This is a genomic window from Mesorhizobium sp. M1307 (assembly GCF_040318155.1).
Lineage (GTDB): Bacteria > Pseudomonadota > Alphaproteobacteria > Rhizobiales > Rhizobiaceae > Mesorhizobium.
Genome location: NZ_JAMYLR010000001.1, coordinates 530,548 through 549,420, shown reverse-complemented (window position 1 = coordinate 549,420; position 18,873 = coordinate 530,548). Strand labels below are relative to the sequence as shown.

Sequence of the window (18,873 nt, the reverse complement as noted above, 5' to 3'; positions counted from 1 at the left end):
TCGTGCCATGACCAGTTTCTCCTCTCGCGTCGCTGCTGCCGCTGCGGCGATCCGCGAGATCTTACCGGAAACGCCGCTGCAGGAAAACGACTATCTGTCGAAGAAAACCGGCGCGCGGGTGCTGCTGAAGCGCGAGGACCTGACGCCGGTGCGCTCCTACAAGATCCGCGGCGCCTTCAACTTCTTCCGCAAGACGCTCGCCGCCGGCAATCAGGCCGAGCTGTTCGTCTGCGCCTCGGCCGGCAATCATGCGCAGGGCTTTGCCTTCGTCTGCCGCCATTTCGGCAAGAGGGGCGTCGTCTTCATGCCGGTGACCACGCCGCAGCAGAAGATCGACAAGACGCGGCTGTTCGGCGGCGAATTCGTCGAGATCAGGCTGGTCGGCGATTTCTTCGACGACTGCTACCGCGCCGCACTCGAATTCACCGAAACTGCCGGCGCACACATGGTGCCGCCGTTCGACCATAAGGACATCATCGAAGGGCAGGCGACCGTCGCCTACGAGATATCAGGCCAGATGCCCGGTGCGCGCATGGCTGATATCGTCATGCTGCCGGTCGGCGGCGGCGGCCTGGCCGCCGGCGTCACCCATTATTTCGCCGACCAGCAGCGAGAAACACGTTTCGTCTTTTGCGAGCCGGCCGGCGCCCCGAGCCTGAGCGAGAGCCTCGCCGCCGGAAAGCGGGTCAAGCTCGCCAAGGTCGACAATTTCGTCGACGGCGCGGCGGTGGCCGAGATCGGCCGCGAGCCGCTGCGCCACCTCAGGGAGTTTGCCGCCGACACCGTGCGGCTGATCCCGGAAAACCGGCTCTGCGCAACCATGATCGAAATGCTCAATGTCGAGGGCGTCGTGCTCGAGCCGGCCGGCGCGCTGGCGATCGATGCGCTCAAGGATTTTTCCAGGAAGGAAATCAGGGGCAAGACCATCGTCGCCGTGGTGTCGGGCGGCAATTTCGATTTCGAGCGGCTGCCGGATGTGAAGGAACGGGCGCTGCGCTTCGAGGGCTTGAAGAAATACTTCATCATCCGCTTTCCGCAACGGCCCGGCGCGCTGCGCGATTTCCTCGAATTGCTGGGTCCCGACGACGACATCGCCCGCTTCGAATATCTGAAGAAATCGGCGCGCAATTTCGGTTCGGTGCTGATCGGTATCGAAACCAAGGACCGCCGCAATTTCGACCTGCTCAAGGCGAATTTCGACGCCGAGAGCGTCCATTACCAGGACATCACAGACAACGAGACGCTCGCCGGGTTCATCATATGAGCAGCAACGATCTTCCGAACGCTCCGGCGAACGTTTTTATCGCGCTGTTTTCCGGCATCAATGTCGGCGGCAACCGCATCGTCAAGATGGCGGAACTCAGGTCATTTTTGGAGCAGCTCGGCTTCTCCGATGTCGCCACCTATGTGCAGAGCGGCAACGCCGTGTTCCGGTCGCCAGATGGCGATGCGGCGACGCTGACCAAGCGGTTGGAAGCGGAATTCGAGAAGAAATGGGGGTTCCATTCACGCATCATGGTGCGCGATATCGGCTGGCTCGAGCGGCTGGCGGCGGACAATCCCTATCCGGAAGTGGCCGGCGAGCCGACCAAGCTGCATGCCTATGCGCTGGAGCGCCGGCCGACCGCCGAGGAGGTCGCCCGGCTGGCGGAAAAATGCACCGGGCCAGAACGCTTCGAGATCAAGGGCGACGTGCTCTACCTGCATGCGCCTGACGGGCTCGGCAAATCGGTATTTGCCAATCTCATTCCGCGCGTTCTGAAGGTGCCGGGCACGGCGCGCAATTGGCGCACCGTGCTGATGCTGCTGGACATGGCCAAGGCCGGCGGTTGACAGGTCGTCTACGCGGCCGGAGCGCGTTTCCAGTCGAATGCCAGCTCTTCACGGAAGGCGAAGCGTTTGATGTGCTCGGCGACGACCGTTTCCAGGCGCTCGAGCGAGCCGGCTTCATCGGTCGTCACCGCAATGTGCAGCGCAGCCGGGTCGGCATCGAGAACCGTGCGGCCGAGCGTCAGATCGATGGTGCCGTGGTTCGGGTCGAATTCGACGGGAAACTTGTGCGCCCAATGTTTGCACAGCTGCTGCAGATAGCGGCTGGCATGTTCGGTGGCGACGTCGACATGGCTGGCCGGCATGAATGAATTCTCCTTGGGAATGCGGACGCGAAAACCGAACCAGGGCCCGCCTGCGTCCGTTCAAGATGGCGTGATCGGTTACCAGCTGCCGGTGTTCGGCATCGACGCCCACGGCTCGGCCTTCGGCTTGGCCGGACCTTTCTGCAACAGCTCGATCGAGATGCCGTCCGGCGATTTGACGAACGCCATGTTGCCGTCGCGCGGCGGCCGGTTGATGGTAACGCCATTGTCCATCAGCCGCTGACAGGTGGCGTAGATGTCGTCGACCTCATAGGCGAGATGGCCGAAATTGCGGCCGCCCTTGTAGTCTTCCGGGTCCCAATTGTAGGTCAGCTCGACCAGCGGCGCTTTCTCGCTGATGCCGCTTTGCTCGTCTTCGGGGGCGGCGAGGAAGATCAGCGTGTAGCGGCCTTGCTCGTTTTCATGGCGGCGCACTTCCTTGAGGCCAAGCTTGTTGCAGTAGAAATCGAGCGAAGCATCGATGTCGGCGACACGGACCATGGTGTGCAGATAGCGCATGATTTCCTCCTTATGTTGCGTTGCGGCGCAACATAGGGGCGGCCCGGCCAAAGGGCAATTGGCCACGTTTGCCGGCGCCGCAAAACGGCAAATCCGCTATTCCTGTATGGAACCGTGAAAAAAGGCACGTCAGGTCTTGCACACACCGGAAGCCGCGGTGTTAATCTGATACCAAGAATCAGTTGCGGTGTTTGTTGAAAAAAGGGGGCGTTCTTATGGGGGAAAAGGCCTCTTTCATGGGGCGGGACGGGGCCGGTAAAGATGCGTTGAAGCGGGATGAGAGCGCCGATACGGCCGATCTCGTCGAAATCGCCGGCGCCATCAAATGGTTCGACGTGGCCAAGGGCTACGGTTTCATCCTTCCCGATGATGGTACTTCGGGCGACATCCTCCTCCATGTGACATGCCTTCGAAAGGACGGTTTTCAGACCGCCCTGGAAGGCGCCCGTGTCGTCTGCCTAGTCAAGCAGGGCGAGCGCGGGCTGCAGGCCTTCCGCGTGCTCTCGATGGATGTCACCACGGCGGTGCATCCGGCGGAGATGCAGGAGCAGCGCACCCATGTTGCGGTGACGCCGGAAAGCGGCCTCGAACGGGCGCTGGTCAAATGGTTCAACCGCACCAAGGGGTTCGGCTTTCTGACCCGGGGCGAGGGCACCGAGGACATTTTCGTCCACATGGAGACGCTGCGCCGCTACGGCATCACCGAACTCCGGCCGGGCCAGGTGGTGCTGGTCCGCTTCGGACGCGGCGACAAAGGCCTTATGGCTGCCGAAATTCACCCCGATATGGGTACCTTGCCGGTCTCGCATTAGTTCCGGCCGAGGATTTCATATGGCTCACAGGAACCGGGTGACCGCGGGCGCGCTCTGCGCCGGGATTTTCCTCATCGTCGCCGCAAGTGCGTTCTTCTATTTTCAGCAACCGAGTTCCGCCGACGGCAAGGCGATGATCCTTCCCGTCGACCCGGCGCCGCTGGTCGCGGTGACGAAGGCCGGCGAGCGTTCTTTTTCCGTGGAAATCGCCGACACGCCCGCCGAGCGCGAAGCCGGGCTAATGTTCCGCCGGCACATGGCCGACAATCACGGCATGCTGTTCGTGTTCGGCGCGCCGCAGGATGTGAGTTTCTGGATGAAGAACACGCCGATGCCGCTCGACCTGATCTTCGTCGGACAGGACGGCCGGATCCGGGCAATCGAGCAAGGCGAGCCGCAGTCGGAGGCGATCATCTCGCCGGACGAACCGGTGCGCTTCGTGCTCGAGCTCAAGGCGGGCACGGCCGCCAAAAAGGGCATTAAGGACGGCGACCTGCTGCGCCATCCGGCCATCGGCACGGCGCCGGGGCCGGCCATGCCGCCGCCCGACAAGGGCGATGCGCCGAGTGTCGATTCCGACTGAGCGGGCAGGATCTTCGGCCGATGCAGTTCTTCTCACATGACGGTTTCGACCTTGCTTTCCTTGACCGCCAGCCGGCATCGGGGCAGGGCGATCCGGTGCTGATGATCCACGGCTTTGCCTCGAGCCATTACGTCAACTGGGTGTCGCCCGGCTGGTTCAAGACGCTGAACGACGCCGGCTATCGTGCGATCGCCTTCGACAATCGCGGCCATGGCTCGTCGTCGAAGAGCTATGACGAAGCCGACTACACGCCGGCAAAAATGGCGTCGGACGCGGCAGCGCTTTTGAACCATCTCGGCATCGAACGCGCTCATGTCATGGGTTATTCGATGGGCGCGCGCATATCGGCCTTCCTGGCGCTCTCCGACCCGGAGAAGGTGGCGACGCTGGTCTTCGGCGGTCTCGGCATCGGCATGATCGACGGCGTCGGCGACTGGGATCCGATAGCCGACGCCCTTCTGGCCGACGATCCGGCAGGCACCAGCGATCCGCGCGGCCGCTCGTTCCGCGCCTTCGCCGATCAGACCCGCAGCGATCGCCGCGCGCTCGCCGCCTGCATCGCCACCTCACGCGAATTGCTGAGCGAGGCCGACATTGCCCGCATTGCCCAGCCGACCTTGATTGCGGTGGGAACCAAGGACGACATCGGCGGCTCGCCGGATGAACTCGCCGCTTTGATGCCCAACGCCAGGGCTTTTCACATCGAAGGCCGCGACCATATGCTGGCGGTCGGCGACAAGACCTTCAAGCAGCGCGTGCTGGAGTTTTATGCCGAGCATCGGTTTTGACGGATGGCTCCCCAAAAGCGGCCATTGGGCCTGAAGCTGGGGTTCTTAGCGGTTTTGCAACGATACGGGGATAACTAAGCGTGACGCGTGGATCGGTTCAAACCCGCCACGCGCTGAACGAGGGGGCAGAGGGTACGATGGCACAATGGGGAAGAAGCGACGCCGCTTTGCTGGGCGTCGTTGCGAAAAGCAGGTTCGGCGAATGGTCCGTTGTTCTAGGGCTGGCTGCATTGGTGGCAGGCGCGATAGCGATCACCGCGTTGATGGCAATGCCGAGCGACGCGTCCGTGCTTATCCAGCACAGTGTGACAGGCTTCTTCATGGCGGTATTTTTCCTGATCGGGCCATTGGCGCATCTTACCGGCGCGGTCTTCGGGCTGATGGCGCTGGGTCGTCCAAACGACAATCGTTTGCTCGGCCTGGCTGGCATCGTGGTCAACGGCGCGTCGCTTGCCGCCGGGGTGTTTATGCTGTGGGCCATGGCATCGACCATAGGCGCGTTTACGTGATTTCGGGCAAATCTTCCGGACGCAAGTGGCCGACGCGTCGGGCTACGATCGGCGCGGGCTGTGCCCCAGCGCCCTGAGCGAGCGCGCCATGTTATGCCGGGCCTGGGTTTCGAAGCGCCGGCGGAATTCCTCGCTGTGGAAGATATGCGGACGCGCGAGGAAGCCCTCTAGCACTGCGGCACGGCCGGCCCGCCACATCGGCTCATCGACCCACTTATATTCGCGGCGAACCGCCTGCTCGTAGGCGTCGAACACGTCGGGCGCAGCACCCAGGATCGCCAGGTCTATGTCGAGGAACAGCGCCGCGTCGCGAACCGAATGCTGGTCGCCAAGGGGCGGCAATTCGTGGCCGGCGGTGGCAGTGATCATCGCCGCGATGTGGCCGAGGCGTTGTGCATCGGCGCGACCGGCGAGCTTTTCCTCGGCAAGTGCGGCACTCCTCGCCTCATTGTCCTTGGCGCGGCTGTCGTAGATCGCGTCGTGAAACCAGATCGCTGCCTCGACTGCTTCAGGATCATGCAACAACGCCTTGTAATCATTGGCCAGCGCCAGCATCGCCTCGATGTGGCCAAGGTCGTGGTAGTGGCGATCTTCGGCCTCATAGAGCGCGGAAAGCTCGCGCTTCAGGGTCTCGTCCATCAAGGTTGCGTTTTCCATGGCTGCTTGAAATTCCGCCAACCAAATCCATTTCACGAAGCACTAAGGAAAATTGAGTTCACCCGTGCTATGATCTGGCTTATAGGTGCGGCCGGAGAATAGGCAAGCCGCCAACCGAGACATTGGATGGCCGAGACATTGGATGGCCGGAGACATCAGATGAACAGCGTTACGATTTCCCGTCCCACCAGGGTGCAGCCGGTAGATCCGATCTGGCGTTCGATCCGCGACGAAGCGATGGAAGCGGTCAACCGCGATCCGCTGCTGGCGGCGTTCCTCTATTCGACCATCCTCAATCAGGAAAACCTGGAAGAAGCGGTCATTCACCGGCTGGCCGAGCGCCTCGCCCATCAGGACATCGGCTCCGACCTCATCCGCCAGACGTTCAAGGCGATGGCGGCCGACGACAACGACTGGTCGACGACGGTGCGCGTCGATATCCAGGCCTATTACGACCGTGATCCGGCATGCGACCGCTTCATCATGCCGGTGCTCTACTTCAAGGGTTTTCACGCCATCCAGACGCACCGGCTGGCGCATTGGTTGTGGAACCAGGGCCGCCAGGACTTCGCGCTGTATTTGCAGAGCCGGTCGTCCTCGGTGTTCCAGACCGACATCAATCCGGCTGCCCGCATCGGCAAGGGCATCTTCCTCGACCACGCCACCGGCCTCGTCGTCGGCCAGACGGCGGTGATCGAGGACGACGTGTCGATCCTGCACGGCGTGACGCTGGGCGGCACCGGCAAGGCCGGCGGCGACCGCCATCCCAAGATCCGCTACGGCGTGCTGATCGGCGCCGGCGCCAAGATCCTCGGCAACATCGAGATCGGCCATTGCTCGAAGATCGCGGCCGGCTCGGTGGTGCTGTCGCCGGTACCGCACAACAAGACGGTTGCCGGCGTGCCGGCCCGCGTCGTCGGCGAGACCGGCTGCGACCAGCCTTCGCGGCAGATGGACCAGCTGTTGCCATCGCAGACGATGGACCACGTCGTCAGCTTCGACATCTGAGTGCTCGGGCAGGGACTGAATTCCTGCCCCCCATGCCGGCTTGCCTTTACATGGCCATTGTCGACGTGCCAGAAGCGCGCTCACCAATGCATGTCGCCCAAAGTGCCCAGCGGTTTTTGGGATAGCGACATGCATGAAGCAAGATTTAAAGCGCGTCGCATCGTCTCTTCAGACGCGACGCACTTTAGCAAGCGACGATCGGAGAAGACTGTTGAAGCCGGACGAAATCAGAAAGCTGGACGCCTATTTCAAGCGCACCTTCCAGAACCCTAAACTCGAAGTGAAGGCGCGGCCGCGCAAGGAAGATTCGGCCGAGGTCTATGTCGGCGACGAGTTCCTTGGCATCGTCTTCAAGGACGAGGACGACGGGGACTATAATTTCTCGATGGCGATCCTCGACATCGACCTGGCCTGAGTCGGGAGTTTAGCTGGCCGCTACGCCTCAAGCGCTGCGGCGGTACGGAACCTTACAGGACGGCGGCGGGACAGCGCCCTCCTCTGGCCTGCCGGCCATCTCCCCACGAAGGGGGAGATTGGCAGCCTCGGCGCTGCACTCTTCCTGCAACATTGGAGATTGGCGAAAGCCAAGATGACGGCCGATCTCCCCCCTCGTGGGGGAGATGTCCGGTAGGACAGAGAGGGGCGCGAAGGATCGCTACGGAACGGCTCGTTTCGTTGCTTACCGCCCGGTCTTCAGCACACGCGCTGCTTCGGCAGAAATCGCCGCGTCGAGCCCCTGCCAGTCGCCCAGGAATTCCCGGGGGAAGCGGTAGGTAAGGCTGAGATTGTCGCCGACCAGGATGTCGCGTTCGCAGGGCGCCAGCGATTCGTCGGCGCTCGGGCCGCTCAGGCAGCGTGCGACGAACGGATCCTTGCCGGGGCGGTTTGCCACCGCCAGCACTTCGTCGAGATAGCCTGATTTTTCGCTGAAGGCGTAAAGCGTCGTGCCGCCAGGGCCGGGCGTACCCGGCTTGGCGATCAGCGCGCTGTAGATCGGCGCGAAGCGGCCGCTCATGTCGCGCGACATCATCTGCGGCTCGAACGACAGGAAGACGATGTCCTTGCTGGGTCCGGTGTGGTTGAAGTCGTTGCGGGCAGCCTCGCTGTAGCCGTCCATCTCGGGATAGCGCAGATAGAGGTCGAGTCGCGAGGCGATGCCGTCGCGCCGGGCCTGGGCAAAGCGGATGACATTGGCCGGCACGGCGATGACGTTGTTGCCGATGACGACCTTGTGGACCGTGGTTTCGTCGGTGTACCCGGCCATGGCGATCGAGCGGCCGAACCATTTGCCGCCAAGGCTGATCGCCACCGAAAGCAGCGCCAGCGTCGCGAACGCATAAAACACTCGCTTCATCAGCGTCGAATCGACGACGCTGAGTTGCGGGCCCTCTGTGGCGGCTGCCTGCTTCATCGCGACCCTCGTTTACCGTCCATCGGGTGTGCCCGAGCGGCACATCTCGGCCCGGCACGGCTCTTGCTTCGCAGCTTTTGCAAGCGACTTTGCGATTTCATGGTAAACGGAGGGTAAAGATGGGCCCGGTCGAACAAATCATATTCAGTTTTATGGCTGGGCTGACGGCTTGCGGCCTGGCCGGATCGGCGATGGAGCTGATCGCCGGCCGGAGCCTTGCCTTCGTCCAGCCCTATGTATCGTCGAAGCACATGCTGCGCTCGCTCGCCGCGACGGCTTGCGCCGGGCCGCTGATGTTCGCCAACGAGGCGCTGGACGCCTGGCGCGAGCGTCGCATCTCGGTGCTGGGGCTGATCTCCTGCGGCTGTACGGCGACCATCTGGGCGCTGGCGCTGGGCATGGTGGTGATCGCCATTGCGTCCTGGGCGGCTTCGCTTCTAGGGTCTGGCAGCTTGTCGGTGTGAGACGATCTGGAGACAGCAATGCCGATCTACGCGATTGACGGAAAAGCGCCCGCCTTCGAGGACGCCGACAGCAACTGGATCGCGCCCGATGCCACCCTGATCGGCAATATCAGCATTGGCCGCAATGCCGGCTTCTGGTTCGGCGTCGTCGTCCGCGGCGACGACGAGCCGATCGTCGTCGGCGCCGACACAAACGTGCAGGAGCACACAATCATGCACACCGACGCCGGCTTTCCGCTGACCGTCGGCCAAGGCTGCACGATCGGCCATCGCGCCTTGCTGCACGGATGCACGATCGGCGACAACAGCCTGATCGGCATGGGCGCCATCGTGCTGAATGGGGCGAAGATCGGCAACAACTCGCTGGTCGGCGCCGGCGCGCTGGTCACCGAAGGCAAGCAATTTCCCGACAATTCGCTGATCGTCGGCTCGCCCGCGCGCGTCGTCAGGATGCTCGACGAGGACGCAGTCGCCAGGCTGCGCGCCTCGGCCGCGCATTATGTGGCAAACGGCAGGCGGTTCAGGGCGGGGCTGAAGAAGGTCTAGCCGACCCGGAAATGGCGGAGCCGCGCCTTGAGATACCGAAGCATAACCCCTTCCAAGTCACACCGGCTGGGCGGTCGGCCGGAACAAGATCTCGTTGATATCGACGTCGTCGGGCTCGTTGATCGCGAAGGCGACCGTTCGGGCAAACGTATCTGGCCCCACGGCGATCTTGCTCACGAAGTCGCTGGTCCCCTGCTGGATATCCTTCTCGCTGATATGCTCGAGCAACTCTGTGCTGACAGCGCCCGGCGAGATCACCGTGGTGCGGATATTGTAGGGTTTCACCTCTTTCCGCAGACCCTCGGATAGCGCACGCACCGCGAACTTGGTGGCGCAATAGACCGCCGCACCCGGGTCGACCACATGGCCGTATACGGACGAGACATTGATAATGTGCCCCGATCGCTGCTCCTTCATGTACGGAAGCGCGGCCGCGATGCCGTAAAGGACGCCCTTGATGTTGACGTCGATCATCCGGTCCCATTCGTCGACTTTGAGCCGTTCGAGCGGGGCCAACGGCATGAGGCCCGCATTGTTGAGCATCACGTCGATGCGGCCGAATTCCCGGACCGCCGTGTTCACCAGATTCTGGACCTGGCCGGCGTCGGTGACGTCCGTAGTAACGGCCTTGGCTTTGTGCCCAGCGGCGGTCAGTTCCTGGATAAGGGCGTCGATGCGGTGTGACCGCCGTGCACCCAGGACCACGGAAGCGCCTCGTGCGGCAAGATGGCGTGCCGTCGCTTCACCGAGGCCACTGCTGGCACCGGTGATGACGACGACCTTGTTCTCGATTCCTTCGGACATGAGATTCTCCTAGACAAGAATTGGAAGAGTTCAGGTGCGGGGGCCGGCCGAGGCGGCGAGCAAGGCCGAGCCCGTGAGCAGGACCGCGGCGAGAAGGAAGGCGCTCCACCAACCGGCCACGTCGAACAGCAGGCCTCCTGCAATAGCGCCGCCTGCGATCGCGAACTGGATCAGGGCGACCTGGAGTCCGCCCCCGGCCTCCAGGTCTTCAGGGATGAGCGTGCTCATCCAGGTGTTCCACGCCACCGGGATCGGGGTAGCGAACAGTCCCCAAAGAACCAGCAGGCCGTCCGTGGCGCGTGCAAACGGTCCAAAGGCAATCAGCAGTAGAGCGAAGACCGCGAGTGCACTCGGCAGCCCGATCAGCACGGCTGTGAGGTGCCGCCGGAGTATGAGGCCGATGATCGACAGTCCCGCCACGCCACCGAGGCCGACGCCCAATAGAGCCAGTGAGAGGGTGTTGACCTCAAGGCCCGTCACGTTTTCCAGAAACGGCCGCAGATAGATCGAGAGCGCGTTCTGCCCGATGAAAGCGAGCCCGGTCGCGCCCATGCCGATGGCGAATCTGCGATTCCGCAGCAGGCCGAACATGCTCGACACCGAGGCGATCTCTATCGGCGGCATCTTCGGGAGAACGGCCAACTGCCACACGAGCGCCGCAAGGCCGATGGGGACAGTGACGAAAAAGGTTCCCCGCCATCCGATCAGCGATCCGAGGAAGCTGCCGACGGGCGCGGCGATCACCAATGCGAAGGCAGTGCCACCCTGGAGCAAGGCAATGGCCTTGGGCAGGTCGGGTCCCGCGGCCAGGCGGGCCAGAATGGCCGTCGACAGTGACCAGAAACCGCCGATCGCGATGCCCACCAGCGCCCGCCCGGCCAGGAAGACCAGGAAGTTGGGAGCAAGCGCCACCGCCAGGCTCGATGCGGCCAGCACTGCCGTATAGACCAGAACCACCGTCCGTCGATCGACGTTTCGCAACAGCGAGTTGCCGAAGAGGCTGGTAACCACGGCGAAGAATCCGGATACCGCGATTGCCTGGCCTGCCTGACCCTCGGAGACGGCCAGATCCTGAGCGATCGGGGTGAGCAGGCTCACCGGGAGGAACTCCAGTCCGACCAGAAGGAAGGTCAGCAGCGACAGGCAGACCACCGCAGACCATGGGGTCGTCCCGCTGTCAGCAGCAGTGGCCTCGTCCAGCACGAAATCGATGGTCATAAGGCAGTCTCCTGTCCGTTCCCGAACTAAGTAGTCGGGCTGGCCAAATGCGACTAGCGGGTATAATTTTGATGTGGTTGTGAATGAGGCTCATCAATGCCACGCGACGAGTTCGCCGAAATGCGCGCGTTCCTGGAGATCACCCGGACGCGGAGCTTCACCCGAGCAGCCGCCAAGCTCGGGGTCACTCCTTCGGCCCTTAGCCACACCATCAAGTCGCTGGAGTCGCGGCTTGGCGTCCGTCTTCTGTCTCGCACCACGCGCGACGTGGCCCCGACGGCGGCCGGTCAACGCCTCAAGGAAGGCATCGAACCGCATTTCGAAGGCATCGCGGCTGAGGTCAGCGCTCTCGGCGTCCTTCGCGACAGGCCGTCCGGCAACATTCGCCTAGTGTGCACCGACGATTCGGTCGACATTGTCTTCCGCGCCCGGCTGCCAAAGTTCCTGAGCGACTTCCCCGATATCAATGTCGAGTTGGTGGTCGACAACGCCTTCACCAACATCGTCGAGCGCCAGTTCGATGCCGGCGTGCGTCTGGGCGAGTCCATTGCCCGGGATATGGTAGCCGTGCGCATCGGAGCCGACGTGACCTACACTGTGGTCGGCTCACCCCATTACTTCGCCCACCGGACACCGCCGGAGACGCCGCAGGAGCTGACCGACCATAACTGCATCAACTACCGGCTGCCGACGTCAGGATCGGTCTATGCCTGGGAATTGCGGGAAGGAGCGCGCGAGTTCAGTGCTCGGGTCGAGGGGCAACTGACGCTTAACAACATGGGGCCGGCGATCCAGGCTGCGCTTGACGGAGTGGGCTTGGCCTATCTACCGCGTGAACTCGTCCTTCCACACATTGAGAGTGGCCTTCTCCAGGAAGTCCTCACCAAATGGTGCCCGACGTTCCAAGGTTACCACCTGTACTATCCAAGCCGACGCCATCCCTCTCCGGCGTTTTCCGCCTTTGTCGACGCGTTCCGTATCAGGGGCAGGTAACAGCGTTTCGACGGCAAACGGCAGCTCGTATCCTACAAACGATCGTGAGACAGCTTGGATGACGAAGCGCAGTTGGAGGCAAAGCCGAGATAACTGTATCGAGATGTGTTCCGCCAGAAATGGTGGAGCCGGCCCGGGGACGGGGCCGGCTCCTTAAACCCGGTCGTTGGGGACGGGGAGGGTGGGGACTCGACCGGGTTTCTCCTAAAGCGCGAAGTCATGCGACGCACTTAACCTCTGTTTTATGCATGTCGTTATCCCAAAACCGCTACGCACTTTTGGGCGACATGCCTTGGCGCCCTCAGCGGACGCTGGCGACCGCGTCGGAGCGGCCGTCGTTGATCGTCACCCAGGCGCCGGAATTCCGCTCGGACTGGCGCTTCAGGTAGGTGTAGCCGGTATTGGTCCAGGACAGCACCTTGGGCTGGAGATTGTCGAGGATGAACTCGCCAAGGCTGGTGCGCACGGTCAGCACCGCATGGCCGTCGCCATTGCGCTGGCGCACCACCGTCATCAGCAGATCGCCGGCCGGCACGCCGATGCTCATCAGCTCGCGGCGCTTTTCCAGCGCATAGTCCTCGCAGTCGCCGAAGCCGCTATTGGGAAAGGACCAGACTTCCTCCTTGCCCCACATTTCCATGTCGGTGCGCGGCGCGACCCTGCTGTTGACCGAATTGTTGACCTTGACGATCGTTGCCCACAGCTTGCGGGTCAGCTCGACGGGTGCCCGGCCAGGCGTCCTCTGATTGCATTCCTGCGGAAGCTGCTGGCACAATTCGTAGTGTCCGACCGGCTGCGTGGTGCGGCCGCCGGTGTGCATGAAGGCCGGCTCCGCCGCGTTTACAGTCCCCCAACCGAAAAGCTGCATCGCTATTGCCGCCAGCAACAGCTTGCCCCTCATCCTGTTCATTATTCAGTCTCCCCGTTTGAGGAGACAATGACACGACTGGATTTATTTGACGCAAAAGTGCGAAGTAGACATTAAGTAAAACGCCAATAGAATAAACATAAAATTTGACGCAATTGAATATAGAATTGTTTAAGGATTCCAGCCGGGCATGTTCCCATGCTTCGTCGCACCGTTCGAACAGCCAGGATGGCGGGACAGAGGGGGGGCGCGAAGGATCGCCAGCCTCTCTTCCCGATAGTGCTAACGCTTCCGCGTCAGCCGCGCGATGAGCTGAATTCGGTATCGAGCGTTTCCGGCCGCTGGATGACGGCAAACTCGATGGCGACGCCATCTTCGAAATGCCGCACTATCTGGCCGCGCATGGTGCCCAGCGTCACCTGGACGCCGATGGCCGGCTTGACGTCGATCTCGATCGCCGCGCCCGACAGCGACAGGTCGATGATGCGGCACTGGTACTGCCGTCCGTCGGCAAGCTGCAGCACGCTCGTCGGGTTGCGCGGCGCGACGCGTTCATGGCGGCGGTCTTCCGGCAGGTCGAGCTCGTGCTTGTTGGCAAGCCAGGTCAGTTGCGCGGCGAGCTTGTCCCTCTTGCGCTCCGACGCAATGACGGTCATCGCAAAGCCATCCTGCAGCGTGCGGGTGATGACGCCTTCGATGCGGCCGATGTGATCGATATAGGCAATGACCTTTTCGCCCGCCAGGCCGGCGCGCTCGGTGCGCAGCGCAACGTTGCCGGGCGACATGTCGACCACCTGGCAGGGATGTTCGGTGCGGTCTTCCAGCATGAAGCGTCCGTAAATTTTCACGCGGACGCGCTGAAAGTTACGCCTTTCAGCTTGGGACAGCGCATGGTCGACCGCCGCTGACCTCATCACTGCCATACCCCGTTCGGCATTCCGCGCATGGATGCGGGGAATTTCAGCGGAAAACTACAACAAAGCAGGTTAACAAAGGGGAAAGCCCGGCGCTGTTGCTTTAAGCTTTGGGCATCATTCCTCGCGTCCGCCGTCGAAGACGACCAGGTGACGGATGCGGCGGGCCTGGCCGAGCGCCGAAATCGTCTCGGGTGGGTCGAATTCCGATGGGGCGAGCGAGGGAACCTCTATCGCCGGCCGGTTCCCCGGGAACATCGGCTCCTTGTCGGGATCGACGACACGGATCGAATCGATCAACGCGTCGAGAACCGGGTCGGCGCCCAGCCAGAAGGGCTTTTCGACGGCGCTTATCACGCCGAGGCAGCGCGGGCTCTCGACACCGCCGTCGAGCGGCAGCGCGAGCAGCTCGAACCTGTTGGACCGGCCGTTGCGGCTGAAACCCTCATAGGTGATGAGCATCACCGATTTCAGGTCGAAGACACCATCGGTCAGCTTCGAAATCAGCCGCTGGTCCTTTTCACGCCACAGCGAAGGGAATGAAAACCCCTTGAGTTCGCGGCCATAGACCGCGCAGAGCCTGGTGCCGGCGAGCCGGAACACCGCTTCGCCGCGCGTGTCCTTTTCCAGGATGAACGTGTCGGCCAGCAGCGACTTGATATCGGCCGGTTCGACTTCCGAGCGCTTCGGGGCAGGGCGTCCGTCACGCAACCGGTTCCAATAATGGAACAGCGTGATCGATCCGGTCTGGTTCATGCTAATGCTGCTCCGCGCATTCTGTCTTCTGATGTCCCATCGGTGAACAGAAGGGCGCCCTCCGAAGACCTACATGCGTTGCGGAGCAGGATGCGTGCCAGCATCGTTAATACTTGTTCACGGGTCGGGGCGGTTAAGGTTAACAACTGGTTTACGTTGCGCGCCTGCCAGCCCTGTGGCACACCAAAACCACTCCAGAAGCGGTCGTTTTGCGACGATCGGCAGCACTTCAGTCAAGAGTTCAGGGGGAGCAAGGGGGCTCGACCAGCCGTTCAAGGGAAACCTTGGACGGCTTCTTTTTTGATTCGGGGCTGCTGATTCGCCGTTTGTGATTCGGTTGGCCGTGATCTACATGCTCGCCAAGTCCAATCCAGCGACTGAGTGCAAGCCATATGAGCGACCCAGAAAGCCCATCGGAGATCGAGCAGGGCCAGGGTGGGCCTGTCGCCCGCGAACCGGAGCAGCGCCGCGAGCCGGTGTTCAACCTGCCGCCCGTGGTGCTGGCGGTGATCGCCATCTGCGTCGTCGTCTTTCTGATGCAGCAGTATGTGCTTAGCCAAGACCAGCAGCTGACACTATTGTACGACGGGGCCTTCATTCCTGTTCTCTACACTGGCCAATACGGCTTCGACTGGTTCCTGTTTTCTCGGCCCTTTACATATGCCTTCCTGCATGGCGGCTTTGCCCATCTTGCCATCAACATGGTGTGGCTCGCGGCCTTCGGCTCACCGTTGGCCAACCGCTTCGGCGCCCTGCGCTTCAGCCTGTTCTTCGCCGCGACCGGACTGGCGGCGGTGGCGCTGTTCTGGGCCATGCACCCGCTTGGCGAGGCGCCGCTGGTCGGCGCCTCCGGCGCGATTTCCGGCATGATGGGCGCGGCGGCACGCTACGGCTTCCGCATCGACCGCTCGTCGGGCAAGGCCGCCTTCGCCGGCCGGCCTTTGCCGATGGCGGCGGTGCTGCGCTCGCGCGGCGTCGTCACCTTTCTCGCCATGTGGATGGTGATCAACCTCGCGACCGGCCTCTTCGGCCTGGCGCCTGGCATTGACGGCCAGATCGCCTGGGAAGCCCATATTGGCGGCTTTCTTGCCGGCTTCTTCGGCCTGCGGTTTTTTGATCGACGAGAGCAGGTGCCCCGGCAGGCGGACGAGCCGGAGACCTGAGACCGCCGCACTTGAAAAGCAACCGATCGCGGCGCACCATGTTCATCCCAGGGAAAGCCGGCCAGGGCAGGAGCCGGCAGGAAATGCAGAGGAGGACGCCATGACTGTTAAGGCAATTCTCGAGGCAAAAGGCCACGGCGTGGTGACGCTCGGGCCGAACGAAAAGCTCAGCGAAGCCATCCGCATGCTTTCCGAACACAGGATCGGCGCGCTGGTCATCACCAACGGCGATCACAAGATCGTCGGCATTCTTTCCGAGCGCGATGTGGTGCGGGTTCTCGCCAAGGAGGGGGCGGCGGCGCTCGACCTTGCCATCCGCTCGGCGATGACGCCCAAGGTGAAGATCTGCAATGAGAACCACACCGTCAACGAGGTCATGGAGATCATGACCAAGGGCCGCTTCCGCCATCTGCCGGTGGAAAAGAACGGGCTGCTCGACGGCATCGTGTCGATCGGCGACGTGGTCAAGCGCCGCATCGAGGATGTCGAGCGCGAGGCCGAGGAGATCAGGGCCTACATCGCCACGGCATAGGTGACGGCGGCCGGGTTGCCGACAGGTCGATTTTTCAAGCTGCTATCGCAGTTCGTCGCGGCAGGTGCGGGCCTGTGCCGCGTCGGCGCCTGCGGCTTTGCGCTTGTCTCTTTTGGCGGTTTGCACTAGCGAAGTTGCACATCAAAATATGCGTTCTCGCATATCCGCAATTTCAATATGCAGGCCCTTATGAGCATTATCGACACCCGCACGCCCGACGCCAAGCGCCTGGTTCCCGGCGCCACCGGCGACTGGGAGATCATCATCGGCCTCGAGGTCCACGCGCAGGTGACCTCTCAGGCAAAGCTGTTTTCCGGCGCCTCGACCATTTTCGGCGCCGCGCCCAACGCCAATGTCAGCCTGGTCGACGCGGCGATGCCCGGCATGCTGCCGGTCATCAACGAGGAATGCGTCAAGCAGGCGATCCGCACCGGGCTGGGCCTAAAGGCCGAGATCAACCACAAATCGGTCTTCGACAGGAAAAACTATTTCTATCCCGACCTGCCGCAGGGCTACCAGATCTCGCAGTTCAAGCAGCCGATCGTCGGCGAGGGGAAGGTGATCGTCTCGGTCGGCCCGGACCGGCAGGGCGAATTCGAGGACATCGAGGTCGGCATCGAGCGCCTGCACCTGGAGCAGGACGCCGGCAAGTCGATGCACGACCAGCATGCGACGATGTCCTATGTCGATCTCAACCGCTCCGGTGTGGCGCTGATGGAGATCGTTTCGAAGCCGGATATGCGCTCCGCCGATGAAGCCAAGGCCTATGTCACCAAGCTGCGCACCATCGTGCGCTACCTCGGCACGTGCGACGGCAATATGGACGAAGGCTCGCTGCGCGCCGACGTCAACGTCTCGGTACGCCGGCCCGGCGGTGAATTCGGCACGCGCTGCGAGATCAAGAACGTCAACTCCATCCGTTTCATCGGCCAGGCCATCGACTACGAGGCGCGCCGCCAGATCGCCATCCTCGAGGACGGCGGCAAGATCGACCAGGAAACGCGGCTGTTCGACCCCAACAAGGGCGAAACGCGCTCGATGCGTTCCAAGGAAGAAGCGCACGACTACCGCTATTTCCCCGATCCCGACCTTCTGCCGCTGGAATTCGACCAGGCCTATGTCGACGAGTTGGCAAAGGACCTGCCGGAACTTCCCGACGCCAAAAAGGCGCGGCTGATCACCTCGCTCGGCCTGTCGACCTACGACGCCTCGATCCTGGTATCGGAAAAGGCGGTCGCCGACTATTTCGAGAAGGTGGCCGCTGGTCGCGATGGCAAGCTTGCCGCCAACTGGGTCATCAACGATTTGCTGGGTGCGTTGAACAGAGCCGGCAAGGACATTGAAAACGCTCCTGTTTCACCCGACCAGCTTGGCGCGGTCATCGACCTGATCAAGGAAGGCACCATCTCCGGCAAGATCGCCAAGGATCTATTCGAGATCGTCTGGAACGAGGGCGGCGATCCGCGTCAGCTGGTCGAAAGCCGCGGCATGAAGCAGGTCACCGATACCGGCGCCATCGAAAAGGCGGTCGACGAGGTGATCGCGGCCAACCCGGACAAGGTCGAGCAGGCGCGCGCCAAGCCGACCATGTCCGGCTGGTTCGTCGGCCAGGTGATGAAGGCGACCGGCGGCAAGGCCAATCCGCAGGCGGTCAATGAGCTGGTCAAGGCCAAGCTCGGGATCGAGTAGGATGTTTGTCCGCACCGCCGGCGAGCGCGATCTGGCGGCGGTGCGCGCATTGCTGGTCGAGACGTGGCATGCCACCTATGACGCCATCTACGGCGCGGCGCGGGTTACCGAAATCACCGATGAATGGCATTCGATCGCCGCGCTCAAGGCACGGCTGACGCGGCCGAACTCGGAGTTCCTGGTCGCCGACGACGGCAAAACCATCGGCGGCATGGCTTTCGCGGCCGCCACCACGGATGCCAGGATCGTCATGCTGAACCAGCTTTACGTGCATCCGGCCTGGCAGAGGCAAGGCATCGGCCAGGCGCTGCTGGACGAAATCGAGGCCAGCTTTCCGGAGGCCAGGACGCTGCGTGTCGAGGTCGAGGAAGCAAATGCTCCGGCTGTCGCCTTCTACCGCGCGAGGGGGTTCTTGCCCGCCGGCAACACGGCCGATTGCGGTGGCGCCTCGGGCTTGCCGGCGCTGGTTTTGGAGAAGCAACTCGGATAGCTCGTTCGCCTGAC

Annotated in this window: 24 protein-coding genes; 15 read left to right on the top strand and 9 right to left on the bottom strand. The window is 62.6% G+C overall.

Annotated elements, in window-relative coordinates:
- The first annotated feature begins 7 nt into the window (after nucleotides 1-7).
- Both ilvA and NKH16_RS02880 read left to right on the top strand, forming a co-directional pair.
- Nucleotides 8-1,264 carry a threonine ammonia-lyase IlvA gene (ilvA, locus tag NKH16_RS02885; RefSeq protein ID WP_352898287.1) on the top strand — a complete coding sequence of 419 codons (1,257 nt, stop codon included), beginning with the start codon at nucleotides 8-10 and terminating at the stop codon, nucleotides 1,262-1,264.
- Complete coding sequence (locus NKH16_RS02880; protein ID WP_352898285.1) at nucleotides 1,261-1,833, top strand: DUF1697 domain-containing protein; 573 nt, start codon at nucleotides 1,261-1,263, stop codon at nucleotides 1,831-1,833. Before ilvA ends, NKH16_RS02880 begins: the two co-directional genes overlap by 4 nt.
- Before the next feature lie 8 nt (nucleotides 1,834-1,841).
- On the opposite strand, the gene NKH16_RS02875 is transcribed toward NKH16_RS02880, so the two are convergent.
- Both NKH16_RS02875 and gloA read right to left on the bottom strand, forming a co-directional pair.
- Complete coding sequence (locus NKH16_RS02875) at nucleotides 1,842-2,135, bottom strand: DUF2218 domain-containing protein (protein ID WP_254817703.1); 294 nt, start codon at nucleotides 2,133-2,135, stop codon at nucleotides 1,842-1,844.
- A 78-nt stretch (nucleotides 2,136-2,213) separates the two neighbouring features.
- Complete coding sequence (gloA, locus tag NKH16_RS02870) at nucleotides 2,214-2,654, bottom strand: lactoylglutathione lyase (RefSeq protein WP_023674793.1); 441 nt, start codon at nucleotides 2,652-2,654, stop codon at nucleotides 2,214-2,216.
- A 215-nt stretch (nucleotides 2,655-2,869) separates the two neighbouring features.
- Here gloA and NKH16_RS02865 point away from each other — a divergent pair, with 215 nt between their 5' ends.
- From NKH16_RS02865 to NKH16_RS02850, 4 genes are all read left to right on the top strand, one after another.
- Nucleotides 2,870-3,466, top strand: a complete 597-nt coding sequence (locus NKH16_RS02865) for a cold-shock protein (RefSeq protein WP_502894980.1) — start codon at nucleotides 2,870-2,872, stop codon at nucleotides 3,464-3,466.
- A 19-nt stretch (nucleotides 3,467-3,485) separates the two neighbouring features.
- Nucleotides 3,486-4,049: a DUF192 domain-containing protein gene (locus NKH16_RS02860; RefSeq protein ID WP_352620826.1), complete on the top strand. Its 564-nt coding sequence runs from the start codon at nucleotides 3,486-3,488 to the stop codon at nucleotides 4,047-4,049.
- 20 nt (nucleotides 4,050-4,069) lie between these two features.
- On the top strand, nucleotides 4,070-4,837 hold the full coding sequence (locus tag NKH16_RS02855) for an alpha/beta fold hydrolase (protein WP_352746715.1): 768 nt from the start codon (nucleotides 4,070-4,072) through the stop codon (nucleotides 4,835-4,837).
- An 80-nt stretch (nucleotides 4,838-4,917) separates the two neighbouring features.
- On the top strand, nucleotides 4,918-5,346 hold the full coding sequence (locus NKH16_RS02850) for a hypothetical protein (protein ID WP_352746718.1): 429 nt from the start codon (nucleotides 4,918-4,920) through the stop codon (nucleotides 5,344-5,346).
- Nucleotides 5,347-5,388: 42 nt separating this feature from the next.
- Here the strand turns inward: NKH16_RS02850 and NKH16_RS02845 are convergent, their stop codons facing one another.
- Nucleotides 5,389-6,003, bottom strand: a complete 615-nt coding sequence (locus NKH16_RS02845) for an HD domain-containing protein (RefSeq protein ID WP_352746720.1) — start codon at nucleotides 6,001-6,003, stop codon at nucleotides 5,389-5,391.
- Between the two features lie 159 nt (nucleotides 6,004-6,162).
- Here NKH16_RS02845 and cysE point away from each other — a divergent pair, with 159 nt between their 5' ends.
- Together cysE and NKH16_RS02835 are read left to right on the top strand one after the other, a co-directional pair.
- A complete protein-coding gene (cysE, locus tag NKH16_RS02840; RefSeq protein WP_352746722.1) occupies nucleotides 6,163-7,011 on the top strand; it encodes a serine O-acetyltransferase in 849 nt (282 codons plus the stop codon).
- A 211-nt stretch (nucleotides 7,012-7,222) separates the two neighbouring features.
- The gene (locus tag NKH16_RS02835) at nucleotides 7,223-7,426 is read left to right on the top strand and encodes a DUF3126 family protein (RefSeq protein ID WP_023674799.1); all 204 of its coding nucleotides are present in this window, start codon (nucleotides 7,223-7,225) and stop codon (nucleotides 7,424-7,426) included.
- Nucleotides 7,427-7,690: 264 nt separating this feature from the next.
- On the opposite strand, the gene NKH16_RS02830 is transcribed toward NKH16_RS02835, so the two are convergent.
- Nucleotides 7,691-8,422: a hypothetical protein gene (locus NKH16_RS02830; RefSeq protein WP_352746724.1), complete on the bottom strand. Its 732-nt coding sequence runs from the start codon at nucleotides 8,420-8,422 to the stop codon at nucleotides 7,691-7,693.
- Between the two features lie 119 nt (nucleotides 8,423-8,541).
- On the opposite strand from NKH16_RS02830, the gene NKH16_RS02825 reads away from it, so the two are divergent.
- Together NKH16_RS02825 and NKH16_RS02820 are read left to right on the top strand one after the other, a co-directional pair.
- A complete protein-coding gene (locus NKH16_RS02825) occupies nucleotides 8,542-8,886 on the top strand; it encodes a DUF6949 family protein (RefSeq protein ID WP_352746725.1) in 345 nt (114 codons plus the stop codon).
- A gap of 18 nt (nucleotides 8,887-8,904) precedes the next feature.
- Nucleotides 8,905-9,432 (top strand): gamma carbonic anhydrase family protein, encoded by a 528-nt coding sequence (locus tag NKH16_RS02820; RefSeq protein ID WP_352746728.1) that lies wholly within the window; start codon nucleotides 8,905-8,907, stop codon nucleotides 9,430-9,432.
- 57 nt (nucleotides 9,433-9,489) lie between these two features.
- Here the strand turns inward: NKH16_RS02820 and NKH16_RS02815 are convergent, their stop codons facing one another.
- Nucleotides 9,490-10,236, bottom strand: a complete 747-nt coding sequence (locus tag NKH16_RS02815; protein ID WP_352746730.1) for an SDR family oxidoreductase — start codon at nucleotides 10,234-10,236, stop codon at nucleotides 9,490-9,492.
- 30 nt (nucleotides 10,237-10,266) lie between these two features.
- Nucleotides 10,267-11,454: an MFS transporter gene (locus NKH16_RS02810; RefSeq protein WP_352876768.1), complete on the bottom strand. Its 1,188-nt coding sequence runs from the start codon at nucleotides 11,452-11,454 to the stop codon at nucleotides 10,267-10,269.
- 96 nt (nucleotides 11,455-11,550) lie between these two features.
- Here NKH16_RS02810 and NKH16_RS02805 point away from each other — a divergent pair, with 96 nt between their 5' ends.
- A complete protein-coding gene (locus NKH16_RS02805) occupies nucleotides 11,551-12,447 on the top strand; it encodes a LysR family transcriptional regulator (protein WP_352702383.1) in 897 nt (298 codons plus the stop codon).
- Between the two features lie 301 nt (nucleotides 12,448-12,748).
- Here the strand turns inward: NKH16_RS02805 and NKH16_RS02800 are convergent, their stop codons facing one another.
- The 3 genes from NKH16_RS02800 to NKH16_RS02790 form a co-directional block, all read right to left on the bottom strand.
- A complete protein-coding gene (locus tag NKH16_RS02800) occupies nucleotides 12,749-13,348 on the bottom strand; it encodes a transglutaminase-like cysteine peptidase (RefSeq protein WP_198023528.1) in 600 nt (199 codons plus the stop codon).
- 263 nt (nucleotides 13,349-13,611) lie between these two features.
- Entirely contained in the window at nucleotides 13,612-14,229 is a 618-nt protein-coding gene (locus tag NKH16_RS02795) for a PilZ domain-containing protein (protein WP_352746735.1), read from the bottom strand.
- A 117-nt stretch (nucleotides 14,230-14,346) separates the two neighbouring features.
- On the bottom strand, nucleotides 14,347-14,985 hold the full coding sequence (locus tag NKH16_RS02790) for a PAS domain-containing protein (protein ID WP_352451104.1): 639 nt from the start codon (nucleotides 14,983-14,985) through the stop codon (nucleotides 14,347-14,349).
- 392 nt (nucleotides 14,986-15,377) lie between these two features.
- On the opposite strand from NKH16_RS02790, the gene NKH16_RS02785 reads away from it, so the two are divergent.
- The 4 genes from NKH16_RS02785 (at nucleotide 15,378) to NKH16_RS02770 (ending at nucleotide 18,859) form a co-directional block, all read left to right on the top strand.
- Complete coding sequence (locus NKH16_RS02785; RefSeq protein ID WP_352746737.1) at nucleotides 15,378-16,148, top strand: rhomboid family intramembrane serine protease; 771 nt, start codon at nucleotides 15,378-15,380, stop codon at nucleotides 16,146-16,148.
- Between the two features lie 100 nt (nucleotides 16,149-16,248).
- Nucleotides 16,249-16,680, top strand: coding sequence for a CBS domain-containing protein (locus tag NKH16_RS02780; protein WP_352451102.1), 432 nt, complete (start codon nucleotides 16,249-16,251; stop codon nucleotides 16,678-16,680).
- A gap of 189 nt (nucleotides 16,681-16,869) precedes the next feature.
- On the top strand, nucleotides 16,870-18,369 hold the full coding sequence (gene gatB, locus NKH16_RS02775) for an Asp-tRNA(Asn)/Glu-tRNA(Gln) amidotransferase subunit GatB (RefSeq protein ID WP_352746739.1): 1,500 nt from the start codon (nucleotides 16,870-16,872) through the stop codon (nucleotides 18,367-18,369).
- 1 nt (nucleotide 18,370) lies between these two features.
- Nucleotides 18,371-18,859 (top strand): GNAT family N-acetyltransferase, encoded by a 489-nt coding sequence (locus NKH16_RS02770; protein WP_352646752.1) that lies wholly within the window; start codon nucleotides 18,371-18,373, stop codon nucleotides 18,857-18,859.
- Nucleotides 18,860-18,873: the final 14 nt, after the last annotated feature.